The organism is Mycobacterium sp. WMMD1722 (assembly GCF_049315205.1).
GTDB lineage: Bacteria > Actinomycetota > Actinomycetes > Mycobacteriales > Mycobacteriaceae > Mycobacterium.
The window spans coordinates 2,702,347-2,719,856 of sequence record NZ_CP186056.1 but is presented as its reverse complement, the minus strand read 5'-3'; the positions used below and the strand labels follow the sequence as shown (position 1 = coordinate 2,719,856).

Here is a 17,510-nt window from a genome sequence, read left to right as displayed (position 1 = left end):
GATGGCGCGGTTGATGGTGACCGGGGGAGCGGGATTCATAGGTTCGAATTTCGTTCACTTCGTCATCGCCAATACCGATCACCATGTGACGGTGTTGGACAAACTCACGTACGCCGGCAATCTCGGCTCTCTGGCCGCTATACCCGCCAATCGGTTGACGTTCATCCGCGGTGATGTGTCCGACGCCAATCTGGTCGAACATCTGGTAGCAAATGTCGATGCGGTCATACACTATGCGGCGGAATCGCATAATGATAATTCGCTACACGATCCAGAACCGTTCCTGCGAACTAACCTGGTTGGTACCTACACACTATTAGAAGCGGTCCGGCGACGCGGCGTGCGGTTCCACCACGTGTCGACGGACGAGGTATATGGCGACCTCGTTCTAGACGACCCAGCTCGGTTTACGGAAGCTACGCCATACAATCCGTCATCGCCATACTCGTCGACAAAGGCGGGCAGCGACATGCTGGTGCGCGCGTGGGTCCGTTCCTTTGGCGTGGACGCGACAATCTCGAACTGCTCGAACAATTATGGTCCGTATCAGCACGTCGAGAAGTTCATTCCGCGCCAGATAACCAATGTCTTGATGGGTGTTCGGCCAAAACTGTATGGCGAGGGGCGCAACGTTCGGGATTGGATTCACGCGGAAGATCACTCAGCTGCAGTGTTAGCAATTCTTCAGAGGGGCCGATCAGGCGAGACATACCTCATCGGTGCGGACGGGGAACGAAGTAACAAAACAGTGGTGGAGATGATCTTGAAGCTGATGGGATTGCCCGCCGACGCCTACGACCACGTGGCGGACCGTGCTGGGCATGACCTCAGATACGCGATCGATTCTGGAAAGTTGCGGTCCGAGTTGGGCTGGCAGCCGCGATACCGAGACTTCGAAGAGGGGTTGGCGGCAACGATCGAGTGGTATCGAGACAACGAATCATGGTGGGCGCCCGCGAAGGAGTCGACCGAGGCGTTCTACGCACGGCTCGGTCAGTAGAGCTCGGACATGGACTACTCGAAAGAACTTCGTTGCAGGTCTACCGCTATCCCGGGCCTGCAGTTGTGGGATTTGCCGGTCCACGGGGACAGCCGCGGGTGGTTCAAAGAAAACTGGCAGCGCGAGAAGATGGTCTCGACCGCGTTACCCGATTTTCGACCCGTGCAGAACAACGTGTCCTTCAACGACGCGGTGGGAACGACCCGGGGTATTCACGCCGAACCATGGGACAAGTTCGTCTCTGTCGCGTCTGGTCGTATCTTCGGTGCTTGGGTCGACCTGCGCGCTGGTCCGCATTTCGGCGCCACCTTCACCGCCGAGCTTGATCCGTCGCAGGCAGTATTTGTTCCCCGAGGGGTCGGGAATGCATTCCAAACGCTCGAACCGAGAACGGTGTACACGTATCTCGTCAACGACCACTGGACGTCTGATGGGAATTACGCTTCCCTGCATCTCGCGGACGAATCGGTATGTATCGACTGGCCGATTCCGCTGGACCGGGCGGAACTTTCGGCCAAAGACCGCAGAAATCCTCGCCTTGTAGAAGTGACGCCAGTACCTCCGAAGCTCACTCTCGTCTTGGGTGCTGACGGTCAACTAGGTCGTGCTCTGCGGAAGGCCTTCAGCGGGGAGCCACACAGAGTTCGCGAACCGCACCGAAATTGACTTGTCAGACATGGGCTTCGAAGGAGCACGTGATTGGCGAAATTACGACACGATCATAAATGCCGCGGCTTTCACGCGCGTAGACGATGCTGAGACCTGTGGGGGACGTACGCAAGCGTGGGCCACCAACGTTACTGGAGTAACCTCGTTGGCCCGGTTGGCCTCAACGTACGGCATAACTCTCGTGCACGTATCCAGCGACTATGTCTTCGATGGCTGCCTCGACCGCCGCTACCGGGAGGATGACCCAATCTCTCCACTGGGTGTATACGGGCAGACGAAGGCAGCAGGCGATCAAGTCGTCGGTACGGTACCGCGTCATTACATAGTTCGAACCTCCTGGGTGGTCGGCGCTGGACGAAACTTCGTGACGACCATGGCGTCGTTGGCGGCGCGCGGAGTATCTCCCACCGTTGTCGACGACCAGTTCGGAAGGGTTACCTTCGCTTCGCAGCTTGCGCGCGCCATTCATCATCTGCTGGAAGTCCGGCCACCTTACGGCACCTACAACGTGACCGGAGGCGGTCAGTCGCAGTCATGGGCCGACGTCGCTCGGCAGGTCTACTCTCTGGTAGGCGCCGACCCCGCCCGAGTGACCGGCGTCGATACCAAGACGTATTTTGCCTCGAGAGTAGGTTCCGTAGCGCCGCGGCCAAGGAACAGCGTTTTGGATCTGACGAAGATTGCAGAAACCGGCTACCTACCCGGCGATCCAGGGGAGTTGCTCAAAAGCTATATATGGAGCACCGCGTGCGGTGAGTGAACGTCTAGCATAAAGAAGTCCACTCCCTGAACGAGAAGTTCGTGTCATAGGGAGCCTGTGCGCGGATGGTGCTCGAAGGTGGCGACGGCTTGGTGCCGGTGCCGCGTGAGCCGCAATCAACCGTCGCTCGTCGGGATTTGCTGCGCCCAGTAGAAGCTCTGCATGGCTAGCTTCTTTTTGCGCTGGGGAGTAAATCGATCCTCCATCAAACCCAATTTGTAACCCGTATACTTTGCAGCCGTTCGCAAGATGGCTGCCGGTATAGCCTTCGGATCATGCTGACGCAAATAGCTGAGCTCGGATCGAACGAAGCGAATCCCGTCGCCTTCTGCTTTCCCGAACTCCTCCAGTTCCCAGCGGTCCCGTCGATGCCATACACCGACATCGAAGTAGCGGCGGAAATCCTCCCTAACGGTGTAAGAGTGACTATGGACGACGCAGGCCTCTGCGCAATAAGCGACGCGATGACCGTGCATGAGCATCCGGGCGGCGACGTATTGGTCCTCGGCGAAATAACTATCCTCAGGAAAGTTGCCGACTGCACGAAGCGATTCTGCTCGATAAGCGGCAAAGCTGTTCGAACAGAACGTTACCCTCAACCCTAAAGTCTTGTGGTCCTCATACGCCCGGACCTCGCTGTTGGCAGGGTAGTTGTGGATCCGAGCGTGCCGCTCTATCGCATTAGCGTTTGCTCGTGGTAGTTGCCGACCATACGCCATGCCGACTTGTGGGTCGTCGAAAGCGCTGAGTAACTTCACCAAAGCATCAGCGTTGGCAGGAATAGCGTCGTGTGTGAGCAAAATGTAAAACTTCGCGCTCGGACGGAGTTCGGTGGCGTAGCGACGTGTGCCGCCGTGGTTGTACTTTCGGCCGCCGAGCCCAACGACCTCAGCGCCGTACTCAAGAAATCGCTCGACGGTCGCGTCCCGCGAACCGCTATCGATCACGAGTACGGATGCCGGTGGAAGCGCTTGCATCTCCAGCGCCGCTATCACGTCGTTCACATAAGGGCCAGCGTTGAGGGTGGGGATGATTACCGCCACGTCGTTCGGGTCGCCGCCCCAGCCGGCCGTCATGCGACGCAGGTTAGCACGACAGGCGGTTCACCGTTGGTCGAGAAGGGCGACACTTCTCAACTAATGGCAGTAGCCCGCAAGCGTTGGTATGACGTTCCAACTGGGCTTCCTCGTCAGGCATCAGTTGCCGGCGCGTAGGTCCCTAAAACCGGTCCGGCCGACCAAGCACCGACTCAAACGTCAGGCGCGCTCCCGTTCGCCGGAGCCGATGCCAACTGATAGCGTTTCGTTGAGGGGCCGCTTCGACGAGCAATTTCGATCAGCCGGGCGCCGGTTGTATGAAGGTGGGAAATTAGATGCGTGATGAGGTCTTGTGTGCAAGAACACTGCATTCCCTGTCGCGCCTGCCTATGGTTCACCATAGTGTGATTCCGGGCCGCAAAGTAACAATCGGCACGCTCAGGGAAAGTCAATGATGCTGTCATGTCAAGCGATCAGCGTCTGTCAGGGCCACAGTCTATTCTCGAGATTGGAACGGTTTTTTTCGGCGGCTTCGAAACGCTCGCGAAAACGATGCCGACGTGGATTGCATCGCTAGACGGTTCTGGCATTGGCCTTCGAATTGTGGACAACGGCCCGACGGCGCAAGCTGAACGATTCGTGGAAAGCCTGACTGCGGGGTCAGCGGTGCGGCTGACTTACGTGCGCCGTCCTGATAATCCCGGATTCGCCACGTCTGCCAATACGCTAATCCGCGAAGCGGAGTCTCGATGGCTATTCCTCCTGAACCCCGATGTTTATTTGGACCGCGACTCCGTGGGTCGCATCGTGGATTATGCGACCCACGCCGGGCCACAATCGCTTGCGGCAGTATCACTGCGTACTGGATCGACGTTGACGTCAGGCGTCCAGTTGACATGGTATGGCTACTTCCTCGACCGTGGTGTTCCGCAGCGTCGTTGCTGTCTAGGGCCAAGCGGGGGCGCGGCCGTCATACCAGTGAAAGCTGCTAGGGACAACGGATGGTATTTCGACGAAGACCTATTCGCTTGGGGCGAGGACGCGGGCCTGGCGATGCGGCTCTCCGCAGCCGGCGTTCGCACGATGGAACTGGACCTGCAACTAACACATATCGGCGGCCACTCCGTACCGAGCTTGGCGGGCCAACAATTTAAGGCGAGATTGCTCGCGAGGAACCGCTTAATAATTCTGCGCCGAGACTTCTCGAAGCCGTATCAATTCGTCGTTGGTCCTTTGATGCTTCTGGCTATGGCGCTCAATGGCGTGAGAAAGGCAAGACAGGGAACCGCACGAGCATACATCCTGGGTATAGCCGAGGCGGTTCGCACGCCGCAACTTCAAGAGGTTGAAAGACCGCGGCTGACTCTTAGGCAGTTCGTGCGCTATCTTTTCGCAGGCGCATTGTGAGGCAACGTATCAGCAGATTGAATGGGATGCCGTGGAGGCGCTTGTTCGGATTCGGGATTGCTCCCGCGCTGGCCGCGCTGAGCCCATTGGTCATGCTACCCGCTATTTCTTATACCTACGGGGGTGAGGCATGGGGGGCCATCGCGATAGGCCAGTCGGTTGGCGGTGGTGGCGCAGTGCTCGTGGAGCTGGGTTGGGCGCTTACGGGCCCGCAAGCGGTCGCCGCAAGCCCGCCGCCGGCACGTCGTCGTCTGTATGAACAAGCGATGCGTACGAAGTTCGCAGTCATCCTGCCGGTCGGGCTGGCAGCAGCAGCGGTGTCCTCCGCTCTAGCTCCAACGTACCGACTCGAGGCTGCGGCGATGGCTGTCGCCGCGGCGGGTTACGGCTTGACTGTGGCTTGGTACTTCATTGGTACGGGCAGCCCGCGCGGCTTGTTGCTTCTGGATGTCGTACCGAAAGTGGCGGGCGGCGTAATGGGCTCGTTAAGCCTGATACTGGGATCACCGTTGATCGTACTCCCGCTATCCATCCTCTTCTGCGTTCTGTGCGGCCCGGCAATAGGGGCCCTTCTCGTAAGGCGCACTTGCGCTCGGATGGAGGAGCCCTTCGAGTCGATCATCCGGTCGCTTCGCGCGCAGGGACACGCCGTTACGGCGCGCGGCTTCAGCGCCCTCTACACAGCGCTTCCCGTGACGCTAGTCGCCGCCGTGGCGCCGTCCTTAGTGCCGGCATTCGCCGCGATCGAGCGGCTTCTCCGCATGGTTCTTCTGGTACTTCAAACGCTACCGAATGCACTACAAGCATGGCTGGGGTCGGCTCCCGACGATTCAACGCGCCACGAACGGGCGCGTCGAGTGATCGTATGGAACGCTGCGCTCGGGCTGGCCGCCGGATGCGGATTCGCTTTCGTAGCCCCGATGGCTGGCGCCGTGCTATTCGGCGAGGCCGTCCCCATCGACGCCCTCGGATGCGGGGTCGCCGGGCTCGTGATCCTACTGACGTGTACGTCGCGAGCTACAGGATCGCTTGGGCTGGTGTCAGTCTCGCGCGTCGACACTATTGCGGCCAGCGCGGCCAGCGCGGCGGTAGCCGGCGTGATACTAATTCCAGCGTTTGCGATGTTGGGCGGTGTCCCAGGTGCGTTCGCAGGCGAAGCCATCGCCGAGGTGGTCAATCTCGTTATTCAATACGTGGTGCTCCGTAGGTTCGTTCCTGGGCTGCTGTGATCTAGCTGAAGCCGATTCGTAGTGAGGAGACATGTTGCCTGAAACGTTGACGAGAGCTTCAGTGATCGTGCTCGCCTGGGAAGACCATGAACTGACGCGCCGTTGCGTCGCTTCTCTCGTGGATGAGGCCACCCAGATTATTGTTGTTGACAACGGTAGCCACGAGCCGCATAAAACCGAATTGAGGGCCGTCGCTGATGATTGCAGGGCGACGCTCGTGCGGTCGGACGTCAACTTGGGCTTCGCGGGCGGAATGAACTTGGGTCTGCGGCTCGCAAGCGAAGAGATCGTAATTCTCTCTAACAACGACTTGACTGTCGAAAAAGGATCGGTAGCTCGGTTAGTGGCCGCTCTTGAATCGCCTCTCGTCGGAGCTGCTTTTCCGGCTACTATTGATGGTGGAGGACGCGAAACGACGGCAGCCGGCCATTTCCTCACCCTCGCTCGCGCAGTTTCATTCGCGTTGGGTTTAAGCATCGCTTTCCCGCGGCTGGGCATAGTCGCATCTCCCGATCAATGCGATTGGCTAACTGGCCCATTCGTGGCGGTCCGGACACAATTGCTCAAGGACATGGGCGGCGTCCCGAACCAAAGTTTCTTTTACTCAGAAGACTACCGGCTGTGCTGGGCCCTTCGCCAACGCGGACTAGGAAAGCGGGTTGTCCGAGATGCTCGAGTGCTCCATCTCGACGATCAAAGTGCCAAGAAGATATGGGACGCGGAAATTATCGCCCAGCATCAGACACGAGAACTAGTTAGGGCAGCTAAGGATCAGTATGAACCTCGACTAAAAAAGTGGATACTCGCGAACAGCTTTCTCTTCGGGTGCAAGTGGCGAAACTGGGTGAGGCCGAGCCCGCAACGGCAAGGCTGCGTTCGGGGCGCGCGGGAGGCGCTCAAGTGAGAATCCTCTTCGTATGCGCAACCGGCGGCTCCGGCAGGCAGCAACTCGGGGGTGCCGAGAGGTTTCTGATCGAGATGTTGCCCGAGTTCTCGCGGCGAGCGGAAGTCGCTGCTGTCATCCCCAACGGTGCTGTATCTGTAGCCCTATCAGGTGCGGGGGTGCACGTATACGAGGCGGGCCCAGGCAGGAAGATCGATCTTGCTTACCGCGCTGCCATCCGCGATGCAATCCGAGATTTCCATCCTGATGTCGTCTCCGCCCATTTGCTATCGTCAGCGATGCACACGCGTTCCCTTCGTGGCAGAGACTTCCCTGCCTCTCGGCTCGTCGTGACTCTGCACAACTCGCTCAAGCAGTACGTTGAGGCTTCCACTGGCCGCCACCGGCTCAGGATGAGGTCCAATCTCCTGCTGGACCGCCTGCAGCGCGTGACGCGCCGGCATACCTCGATCGCAGTGTCCCGCTACGAGGCTGACGAGCTGAGCAACATCCGATTCGGTGGTCCGGTGCGGTGCATCCCTAATCCGCTGCCGAGAGACTTCGGCGCAGACGGGCAGCAGCGCGACATGACCGCCGCCCGTGCCGCCTTGGGATTGCCCGCATCCGGTCGCCTATTTGCTTATGTGGGGCGTATGGAGATTGAGAAAGGTGCGGACCTCCTCGACTCCATCGCCGAGTGTTTAGAACCGGACGATCTTCTTGTGGCGTTCGGTGACGGACTCGTCCGGCCAGCCTCCCCGCGCGTCATGTACATGGGTAGAACAAGCAAGCCCGAGCTGGTGTGGCCATCGGTAGATGCCGTCGTTATGCCGTCTCGCGTCGAAGCGTTCGGGCGGGTCGCCCTAGAAGCGGTCGCCTCAGGCACGCCCGTAGTACATACCGGTGTTGGCGGCCTGCAAGAACTGCTGGCGCCAGCGGAAGGCGTTCTGGCCTACACCACGTCGCTCGATCCGGTTCAGCTCGCTCGGAAGCTGACAACCTCGGGCTTGCGCAACCACGCCCAGGAGTCTGCTCGCAACGCACTGGCGAAAAGATATGCCGAACGATACGGATTCTCGAAGAAGGTCGATGAATGGTACGAGGTCTTCGCGAGCTTGGTAGGGCAGTAGTGAATATTTCACGTACAAGTGAATGGATAGCGCTAATCGCGCTTCTTGTGATCATCTGGTCAGTGCCGATTTCGCCGGTCTACGCAGCGTGCTCGGTTGTTGGTCTAATTTTAGCCATCCGGTGGGACGCTTGGTACCTCGCACTTGTAGGGCTCCACTCGGCATGCATGCTTGCGGTCCTTGCGCTACCGGGGCCGTACGACTCGTACGCGTCCGAGGAGCAACTGCTGCCTCTTAAGCTCGGAATAACCATCATGGCCACAGCCTGGCTGATGATCCGCAGCCTACCGTTGAGTGGCGACGAACCGATCACACCTGGTCTGATCGGTATTCCTTCCAATACGCTTCAGACTGCGCGTTGGCTTTGCTTGACCGCGGGGATTATCGCGAACGTCGCTCGATATTCCGGTGGTATACCGCTTCTGTCAGACCGAGTTGATGTAGTAAGGCAATACGCGCGAGAAAATAGCAACATCGTGACCGGATTTCTATCTGAGGGATGGACTGTCGGCATGATGTTGACTCTAGCTCCGATCCTCGTAGGTCGCCGGCGGCCGAAGCTCGCGGAAATGGCATGGCTGCTCGTGTTCTTGATCGGGGCTTTCGCTGGTGCGAGTCGGAATACACTTCTCACCGCTGTCGTACCCGGAGTTCTCGTTGCCTTGCACTTCAGAGGACTTAGGCAGACTGATCAACAGCGAGCGCAAAGTCAAACTCCCGGGAGGGCGCTCAATCGGTACGGCATTGCGGCTGCAGTCGGCGTGGCAGTGCTGGCCCTGATGTGGTTCCAGAGTCGACGAATTCTAAACGGCGTAGGTGTTTTCGAGCGCACCTTTCAACGACAATATGGGGATCAACCTATAACGGCTACCCTGGCCTCTCTGGATCTATCATTTAGTGGATCGTACGAAACTCTGAGCCGTCTACTCGCCGCAGGTATTGGCGGATCAGATACCCAGTTCACAGTGCTTCAAGGCCTAGGCGCCGTTCCGCGTTGGTTAGGTTACCAGCCGGATCTCTACGAAACCACGTCTGCTTTGAGCGCACCGTACTATATGAATACTGCCACTTACCTGGCTGCGCCGTTGGTCGATTTTGGCGTGACCGGCGCTCTCGTGGCGTCGTTCCTTTTAGGTCTATTTTTCGGAGCTGTCGACCGGCGGCTCAGTGGTGACGCTTCCATGGCAGGACAAATGATTCGGTACTATGTCATTTACTTGGCCGTTTTCTCTGTTTACGAATTCGTTCCGTTCATTCAGCCGAGTTGGATCCCTGTAGTCGTTAGCCTGCTAATCATTCGCAGGGCATCACTAAGTGAGCACTCGGGGACAGCTCCGCTGCGCAAGGCGCGAGCTTCCTCGCTCGGCTGACAATTGCAACGAATGGCGCTGTCCGACGGTTCACGGACGAGAAGCCTGCTCGTTGAAGCATAAAGTGAACGCCCTCGTGCCCCAAAGGCGCTGGCCGATGGCCGAGACCAGCTTCATACCTAGGCGTGACTATCGATCCTTGTAGCGCTCCGCAGGCCACTGGCGATGTGGTTCGCGCCTCGGCTTCGTCGCCGCACAATCAGACGACGCATGACCTGCTTCACCGGTTGCTGCCTGGCGCGCCTCAGTGATAGCGTCGCTTTGCAGTCCAACTACCGGTGAGATTGTGAAGTGGCCGTGTAGCGCGAGCTGGAATTACGGCGGGCTGGCAGGCATTATAGCTGGTTTTTTCGCCCTCGCTGCGCGCGTCGTTCCATTTTCGGTCATTTCGGGTGGTGTTCGGGGGGCCTGTACAGCACGAGGGGGAAACATGCGCCAGCGGGCGGTTCTTACAGGCGGCGCCGGGTTTGTGGGCTCGCACATCGCTGAGCAGCTGTTAGCGCGCAACATCGATGTTGTATGTCTCGACAACTTCGTCACCGGATCACCCGAGAACGTTGCGCACCTTATCGGTCGTGAGGGTTTCCGGCTACTCAAAGTTGACGTCAGTGATTACATCTCCATACCGGGTCCGGTTGACTACGTGCTTCATTTCGCCTCACCGGCGTCGCCCGTAGACTACGCGTCACTTCCGATTGAGACCCTGAAAGCCGGTTCACTTGGGACGCTGCACACCTTGGGTCTGGCCAAGGAAAAGGGTGCTCGTTACCTCCTCGCCTCCACGTCTGAGACATACGGTGACCCGCTTGTTCACCCTCAATCAGAGAGTTATTGGGGAAACGTTAATCCTGTCGGGCCGCGGGCCTGTTACGACGAGGCAAAGCGCTTCGCGGAAGCGCTGACTATGTCCTACCGGAATAAGCACGGTGTGAATACCGCCATTATGCGCATATTCAATACCTACGGGCCACGTATGCGTCCTGACGACGGCCGTGCTATTCCTAACTTCATCAAACAAGCTCTGGCCGCCGCGCCCTTAACCGTTCATGGCGACGGAAGCCAGACGCGGTCGGTGTGCCACGTCGATGACTTGGTAGACGGTGCTCTGCGTTTACTGTTTTCTGATCTTGCTGGGCCCGTGAACATCGGCAATCCCCGTGAGATGACCATGCTCCAACTTGCCGAACTGGTTCGGGAGCTCTCGAATTCGGAGTCGCCGCTCGAATTCGTCGACCGGCCCACAGATGACCCGTCCCAGCGCCAGCCGGACATCTCGCTGGCGCGCAGCAGTTTGAGTTGGGAACCGCGTATTGACGTGCGCGATGGCTTGCTCGAAACCATAGACTGGTTCCGGAACCGTCTAGATCAGGGTGCGCGGGAGCAATGGGATTCCCCGGTACGCCTTAAGGAGCCGCAGTCGCGGCGCAAGGTCGCGGTCATCGGCACTGGGTACGTCGGTGCGGTGACGTCTACATGCCTCGCTTTTCTAGGCCACGATGTGTATGGCCTCGATAGCGACTCGGTGCGGGCAAGTCAGCTCAATATTGGACAGACCCCCTTTGTGGAGCCCGGATTGCCAGAAATCCTAAAGGGAACCCTGGCTAGCGGGAGACTGCGATTCACCGACCGTCCGGAGGAGGCGCTGGCCGACGCGGACTTTGTTTTCCTGTGCGTTGGCACGCCACCTGGCCCAGACGGGTCGCCGGACCTGGCGCAACTCGAGGGCGCCCTCAACTCGCTCGCCCCGCACCTTCGAGACGGCGCGGTGATTGTCAATAAATCGACCGTACCGGTGGGGTCGGGAAACTGGACGCGCACCATTTTAGAGGACGCGCTCGACGGCGGTCGGCAGATTTCCTTCCGAGTCGTTTCCAACCCCGAGTTCCTGCGCGAGGGCAGCGCGATCGAGGACTTCCTCTTTCCAGACCGGATAGTACTTGGCGGCGCAGCGTCGGAAGTCAAGCGTGTCGCCGAGCTGTACCAGCCGGTGCTCGACCAGTCGTTCAGCGGCGGACGAAGAGATGTGCGGCCATCGCTGATCACGACTGAACTTGCCTCGGCGGAGATGATTAAGTACGCGGCGAACGCCTTCCTCGCCACAAAGATCAGCTTCGCGAACGAGGTCGCCCAGATGTGCGAGCTTTTCGGTGCAGATGTACGTCAAGTGCTCCCGGCAATCGGAGCTGATCACCGAGTCGGGAGCGCCTTCCTGAAGCCGGGCGTCGGGTGGGGTGGCTCGTGCTTCGGAAAAGACGTGGCCGCCTTAATCTCGTCTAGCCAAGAGTACGGTTACACACCGTCGATGCTGCAAGCGACTGTCGACATCAACAGGATGCAACGCGCCAGTGCGGTCCGTAAACTTCAGCGTGAGCTGCACATCCTCAAAGGACGCAGAATCGCCATCTTGGGCTTAACTTTCAAGCCTGACACAGATGATCTGCGAGACGCCCCAGCCCTTGACATTGCTCGTCGCCTTCTGGCCGCTGGGGCCGTTGTGTCGGCCTACGATCCGGTGGTCAAGTCCCTGCCCGCCGAGTTCTCTGGCGTTCGTCTCGCGCCTGACGCCTACGAGGCGGCCGATCGAGTTGATGCCGTGGTGGTGACGACAGAATGGTCGGAATTCCGGAATCTTGATCCCTCCGGCCTTCGTCGTGTGATGCGCGGCGACCTCATCGTGGATGGGCGGAACTGTCTGGCCGAGTCCAAGTTCGCCGGCGCCGGGCTGCGTGTGGTCGGGTTCGGGTGGTAGTCGTGGGAATCCGAATAGTGGGGGCTTCGCTGTGACCATCGACATACCGCCCAAGCGGTCAGACATACCCTCGACGGGTCCGCTCTCGCCCGCAGTTAATTCGCCGACTGATTCCAAGCACGCCCATAATCTGGGCCTCAGACACCGCTATTTCCTGCAGACCGCTGATCTCATCACTCTCACTATGTCTGCAGCGATCGGTGCCGCCGTCATCAGTCTGATTAGTCCTGCCCGCGCTGGCGGATTGACCGGCGAGGACATTGCGCTAGGCGCGGTCGCCATGGCAGTAGCCCTTCACTTCCATGGGTTGTACCGCAGGCCGGCCGCGCGGCTGCGGCCAAGCGAATGGTGGCGGCCATCGGTCGTCGCCCGTAGTCTTCCTACCGCGGCGCTCCTTGCCCTCGCCGTCGACGCCATGGTCTCACCTGGAGGGCGCGGGATCACTCTTACTGCGGCAGTAGCGATGACGCTGCCAGCTGTCGTTCTGGTCCCGTTTGGTCGCCGTTTGGTTGTTCGGAAGATCGACCCGACCGTGAGTCGAATCCTAGTTTTGGGTACAGGGCCGATTTCGGACCGCCTGACATCGAGACTGCACCGATGCCCAGACACACTCGTCGTTGGGCATGTCGATGACAACCCGACGCCAGGGCCCCACAGGCTTCTTGGCGGGCTTGCAGACCTGTCCGAGATCTGCTCGACGAACCAGATCGATCGCGTGATAATCGCGTTCCCGAACACGACGGACGCCATGGTGCTCGAGGCGCTGCGTCAAGTGCAGGGGCAAGTACCTGTTTCGGAAATTCCGCGGTTCTTCGAACTCCACAACTGGCGCAGTGAGGCCGAGGAGTTGCACGGACTGACGCTTATGCACATGCCAACCGCCTCCCTTGGGCCAGCGGCCCGATTCATGAAGCGGATCATGGATGTCACGCTTGCGGCGTGTGCGCTGATCGTCGCATCTCCAGTCATGCTGACCGTCGCCGCGGCAATTAAACTTGACAGCCCAGGCCCTGTCTTCTTCCGTCAAGAACGAAGCGGCCGAGCGGGCCAGCCGTTCTCGATCTTCAAGTTCCGATCCATGACAGCGGACGCTTGGCAACAGCGAAAGACTGTCTCTCAGCTCAATCAATCCGACGGCCCGCTCTTCAAGATGGCGAATGACCCGCGAGTAACTCGAGTCGGTGCCTTCATTCGCAAAACGAGCCTCGATGAATTGCCTCAGCTGATCAACGTGGTTCGCGGAGAAATGTCGTTGGTCGGCCCGCGGCCCCTCCCGACCGAAGAGGCGGACCGCCTCGACGGAGCTGCGCTCGTCCGATTGGATGTCAAGCCGGGGATCACAGGGCTCTGGCAGGTCTGTGGTCGAAGCGACCTCACCTACGCGGATCTGCAGCACCTCGATTCCGTATACGTCCGCTCGTGGAGTTTCTTGTGGGACCTGCGGATCATTGCTCAAACCCCACGAGTCGTGTTCGGACGGAACGGCGCGTACTAACTGCGTAGCGAGTGTCGCGTCTGGCCCAGGGATCTTGGTGGTGGTTGGTGGCTTGTGCCGCGCAACTTAAGTCCTCGCCCGAAGCGCCGTCGACCCGGCAAACGCACCGCCGTGCGCGATGGTCCGAGTTGCCACAGCGGAAATCCAGAGTGCTACTGCTCAACAGATGTCCGCCACTTGGGGTCAAGTACAGACACGTCTTGTCCGCACCGCCGTGGCGAATACTGGCAGCCAATCGCCGGAAGACTTCAGCTAACGAATTGGACTCGCCACTCATCGTTCGCGGGCTCGGGGCTATCGGGGAACTTGTGACACTCCCGAAGATCTATTCCGGAGCTTTTTCAGACGCAGTCGCCTCGACGCCGGCGTTGTGTTTCTTGGATTCGTGCTTCGCGTGGGGCGCCCTGACGGTGACGTCTACTGCGGACGTCTGAGGTTCTCCGTAATACCCATAGCCGTACCCATACGAAGCATTACTGCGCGTAGGTGTCATCGTCAATACTGCGCCCAGAATAGGCGCCGCTACGCTCTCCAAGCTCTGAACCGCGTGGGAGATCTGGTCTCGTTTCGTCCGACCGTAACTCGCCATGACAAGCACGCCGTCGGCGCCTGCGGCCAGAATGGCGGCGTCGGTGACTGCTAGCAGCGGTGTCGAGTCGATGATGACGTAATCGTATTCGGCACGGAGCTCGTTCAGTAGCTTCCTGGCCGCCTGGGATCCTAGAAGCTCGCTGGGATTTGGCGGAATCGCACCCGAGCTGAGGACAGTGAGCCCCGTGTATTGCGTTTTTTGCAGCGCTTCACTCAGGTCCGCTGCTCCGCTCAACACCGTGCTGAAACCAACTGGCCCGACCACATCTAGATATTTATGAATCATGGGCCGCCGCAGATCACCGTCGACGATGACGACTTGATGATCCGCTTCGGCCAGTGCTAAAGCAATGTTGATGGCCGTTGTCGACTTTCCCTCACTTGGCACCGAACTGGTGACCACGATGACACGCGGTGGATTGTCGACGGCGAGGAATTGGAGGTTGGTCCGGACCTTGCGGAAAGCCTCGGCGATAGGGGAGTTATCGGTCTCGAAGCTGATCGCTGCGTGCCTGCGACGCTCTTTGTCGAGTGGGATATTTCCAACGACGCCGGTGCCCGTAATGGCTTCAAGCGTCTTCCTGTCTTTCACCGTGTTGTCGAGACGATCGCGGAGGACAGCAAGTCCTACACCAGAGATGACACCAAGGCCGAGGGCGACGGCGAGATTCCGTGCAGTTTTCGGCACGACTGGCTTTTCCGGAATGGAGGCACGCTGCTCGACAACGACTCGAGATTCCGGCGCCGCCCCGTCTTCAGGTGTCTCAAGTTCACGTACCATAGTGACGAATTCGTCAGATAAGGCATTCGCGATATCCCTGGCTCTTACCGGCGACTCATCCAACACCGCCACGTTGATCAGCACGGTATCCGGCTTTACTGTCGCTTTTACGTTTTCGCGAAGCGTGTTCGCGTCCTCGTCAAGGTCCAGTTTATCGATCGTTCGCTGGGCCAGGGTTTCACCCATCAGGAGTTCCGCATAGGAGATGACACGCTCTTGAGAAAATCTGTTGCCCTGGTACACATCCGAAAGCGACGAGCCCGAACTCGTCGACACGAACAGTCTTGTGGATGCCTGATACATGGGCGTCGTCAGGAGGGTTAGCAGCACACCGCCCAATACGACTACGACTATGGTGACGCAGACGGTAATCCACCGTGCTCGAAGCAGCGATACGAAGTCCTGCAGTGTCAAAGCTGCCCCCTTCTTACAAGTGCTAGTTGCCAGCCGGCGCGGACAACTCCGATTCCGACTCGCCGCTCATAGTTGGAACGGCGCGCGTTCAACCTCGCCGCGGGCTGCAGCGAGTTGAAAACCTGGCGCGCCCAGTCAAATGCTCGGTGGGTTTTCAGCCCGAACACGTTGGCACCAAAACCTTCGGACTCACCGCGTCCACCAGCGGTTGCACCGGTACCCGTACCTGTCCAGGTGAGGTCGGTTCGGAGAGCCTGAAGGTAAGCTCGGCGGTCCGACCGCGAAGAATGACAACCTCGACACCAAAAGTCGGGTGCCCTCGCTCGACACGCTCGAAGACCTTTGTCTTCTGCCCGTTGAGAAGCGCGCTGTCCAGGGTGGCGCCGGTCGTCGCGTACAGGCGTACTGAGGAGACCATGGCCCCCGGCGGGTAGTCGAGTCTCCACCTGCCTGTGTCCGGGATGCCGAGCCGACCGCCGATGTACTCGGGCAGCGGCTGGTCCGGCGCGGTGTTCTCGAGGCGGACTGTCACGGTCGACATCCGCCTGTCGCCGTCGCAGCCATCGGCCACGTACTCGATGTCCCGCTTCAGGTAGTAGTCGAGTTTGTTGCCGGCGATGTTGTTGATGACAACCTGCGCGTAGGGGGCGGGGTCATCGGGCACGATGTGGGCAAGGGGCGTCTTCTCGAGTAGCTGCTGTTCTTCGGACACGTCACTCCACACCGCGATTCGGCCCTGTCCAGCGGCCTTGCCCAACGCGTCCAGCAGCTGACGCGGTGAGCCGACCGGCCCGGTCATCTTCTTCACCACCTCGTTGGCGATGTCTTGCAGATAGTTCTTCCGCGCCACCTGATCGTCCGGGAAGCGGAAGTACAGAGTGGACTCCGTGAGCTCCACGACGTTGTCGCCGGTGACGACCTCCCCGTCGGGCATGGTGACCGGCCCCACCGCATTGAGGATGTAACTGAGCGCAATCGGATCGATAGCGATGGCGCCGTCAACCTTGGTACCGGTCTGCTGTTCCCACATCGACTTCCAGATCTGAGCGGCGTAAGGGAAGTGCGGGCTCAGATTGCTGTTGCGGAACTCGGTCAGCGGCTTGGCGTAGCCGTAGAGCGCGTCGAACTCTGGACCGAGATCGACTGTGGCGACCGCATCTTCCAAGTCGCTGTTCTTGGCCAGCGTGTCGACCGACGGGTGGCCGTCGTCGAACCGCAGAATGCCGAAGCCACCCAGGAAGCCCCCGGTGCCCCGCGCCTCGGCATTCGTCTGGAACCCCATGAAATAGCTCCGCGGCCCGTCCGCACCCATCATCGACGGCACGAGACGCGCTGCCAGCGCGGTGTTTTCGAGTATCCCGGCGAGCTCGGCGGTCTGGTCCTGAAGCTGGGTTCGAGCGTCTCGGATCGCCGAAATGAAGCGGGGTTCCGAGATGGCGTCGGCCTGCGCTTCGAGGCGCGACGCCTTCTCGGAGATGTCGGCCAGCTGGGGCTCCTCCTGCCGCAGTGCCTGGACGTCCACCCGGCCGTTCGCATAGAGCCGCGCGGGGGAGATCGCGGTGCCCACCTCGGACGTCGGCTGTAGGACGTCGGTGGCCAGACCCAGCACCACGTCGGTGATCTGTTGACCGCTCTTGAACGGACTGCCCAACCACGGCGCTGCGGAGGCGACAGCCCACGGAATCGAATGCGCCGCATCACGAGCCGTCTGCGCGTGCTGCTGCGCATCGTCCGCCGACCGCGATGCGCCCTCAGTATCGCCCTGCAGCAGTGCGTCTTTCGCCTGCACCGCCGCCGTTCGGGCCTGCTCCAGATTCGATTTGACCTGGAGCGCCCGCACACCCAGCCAGGCGGCGAACGCCAGCAACACCAGAATGACTAATCCGGCTATCAGCAGGCCGCGGCGAGACCGAAGCCCTCCACGTCCGGACCGCGAAATGATTGTCACTTAAGCAGGATTCCCTATTTCCACGTCAAGGACAGGCGGATCAGCGG

Annotated in this window: 11 protein-coding genes and 1 pseudogene; 9 read left to right on the top strand and 3 right to left on the bottom strand. The window is 59.7% G+C overall.

Annotated features, from left to right (window positions below; translation table 11 throughout):
• The first annotated feature begins 1 nt into the window (after position 1).
• Together rfbB and ACN27E_RS12925 are read left to right on the top strand one after the other, a co-directional pair.
• Positions 2 to 1,000, top strand: coding sequence for a dTDP-glucose 4,6-dehydratase (gene rfbB, locus ACN27E_RS12930; RefSeq protein ID WP_422741880.1), 999 nt, complete (start codon positions 2 to 4; stop codon positions 998 to 1,000).
• Positions 1,001 to 1,009: 9 nt separating this feature from the next.
• Positions 1,010 to 2,429: pseudogene (locus tag ACN27E_RS12925) on the top strand (sugar nucleotide-binding protein).
• A 116-nt stretch (positions 2,430 to 2,545) separates the two neighbouring features.
• Here the strand turns inward: ACN27E_RS12925 and ACN27E_RS12920 are convergent.
• Complete coding sequence (locus ACN27E_RS12920; protein ID WP_422741878.1) at positions 2,546 to 3,505, bottom strand: glycosyltransferase; 960 nt, start codon at positions 3,503 to 3,505, stop codon at positions 2,546 to 2,548.
• 423 nt (positions 3,506 to 3,928) lie between these two features.
• Between ACN27E_RS12920 and ACN27E_RS12915 the strand changes: the two genes are divergently transcribed.
• The 7 genes from ACN27E_RS12915 to ACN27E_RS12885 all read left to right on the top strand — a co-directional run bounded on the left by ACN27E_RS12915 (position 3,929) and on the right by ACN27E_RS12885 (position 13,729).
• Positions 3,929 to 4,873: a glycosyltransferase family 2 protein gene (locus tag ACN27E_RS12915; protein WP_422741877.1), complete on the top strand. Its 945-nt coding sequence runs from the start codon at positions 3,929 to 3,931 to the stop codon at positions 4,871 to 4,873.
• 266 nt (positions 4,874 to 5,139) lie between these two features.
• Complete coding sequence (locus ACN27E_RS12910) at positions 5,140 to 6,102, top strand: hypothetical protein (protein WP_422741875.1); 963 nt, start codon at positions 5,140 to 5,142, stop codon at positions 6,100 to 6,102.
• Positions 6,103 to 6,163: 61 nt separating this feature from the next.
• Entirely contained in the window at positions 6,164 to 7,006 is an 843-nt protein-coding gene (locus ACN27E_RS12905) for a glycosyltransferase (RefSeq protein ID WP_422741873.1), read from the top strand.
• Positions 6,898 to 8,115: a glycosyltransferase family 4 protein gene (locus ACN27E_RS12900; protein ID WP_422741872.1), complete on the top strand. Its 1,218-nt coding sequence runs from the start codon at positions 6,898 to 6,900 to the stop codon at positions 8,113 to 8,115. The genes ACN27E_RS12905 and ACN27E_RS12900 overlap by 109 nt, the downstream gene beginning before the upstream one ends.
• A 254-nt stretch (positions 8,116 to 8,369) precedes the next feature.
• Positions 8,370 to 9,485: an O-antigen polymerase gene (locus ACN27E_RS12895; protein WP_422741871.1), complete on the top strand. Its 1,116-nt coding sequence runs from the start codon at positions 8,370 to 8,372 to the stop codon at positions 9,483 to 9,485.
• A gap of 430 nt (positions 9,486 to 9,915) precedes the next feature.
• Entirely contained in the window at positions 9,916 to 12,234 is a 2,319-nt protein-coding gene (locus tag ACN27E_RS12890; RefSeq protein WP_422741869.1) for a UDP-glucuronate decarboxylase, read from the top strand.
• 31 nt (positions 12,235 to 12,265) lie between these two features.
• Entirely contained in the window at positions 12,266 to 13,729 is a 1,464-nt protein-coding gene (locus tag ACN27E_RS12885) for a sugar transferase (RefSeq protein ID WP_422741867.1), read from the top strand.
• 325 nt (positions 13,730 to 14,054) lie between these two features.
• Here ACN27E_RS12885 and ACN27E_RS12880 read toward each other — a convergent pair whose 3' ends face one another.
• Both ACN27E_RS12880 and ACN27E_RS12875 read right to left on the bottom strand, forming a co-directional pair.
• On the bottom strand, positions 14,055 to 15,515 hold the full coding sequence (locus tag ACN27E_RS12880) for a polysaccharide biosynthesis tyrosine autokinase (protein WP_422741865.1): 1,461 nt from the start codon (positions 15,513 to 15,515) through the stop codon (positions 14,055 to 14,057).
• Between the two features lie 154 nt (positions 15,516 to 15,669).
• Positions 15,670 to 17,454, bottom strand: coding sequence for a DUF4012 domain-containing protein (locus ACN27E_RS12875; RefSeq protein ID WP_422749851.1), 1,785 nt, complete (start codon positions 17,452 to 17,454; stop codon positions 15,670 to 15,672).
• Between the last annotated feature and the right edge of the window lie 56 nt (positions 17,455 to 17,510).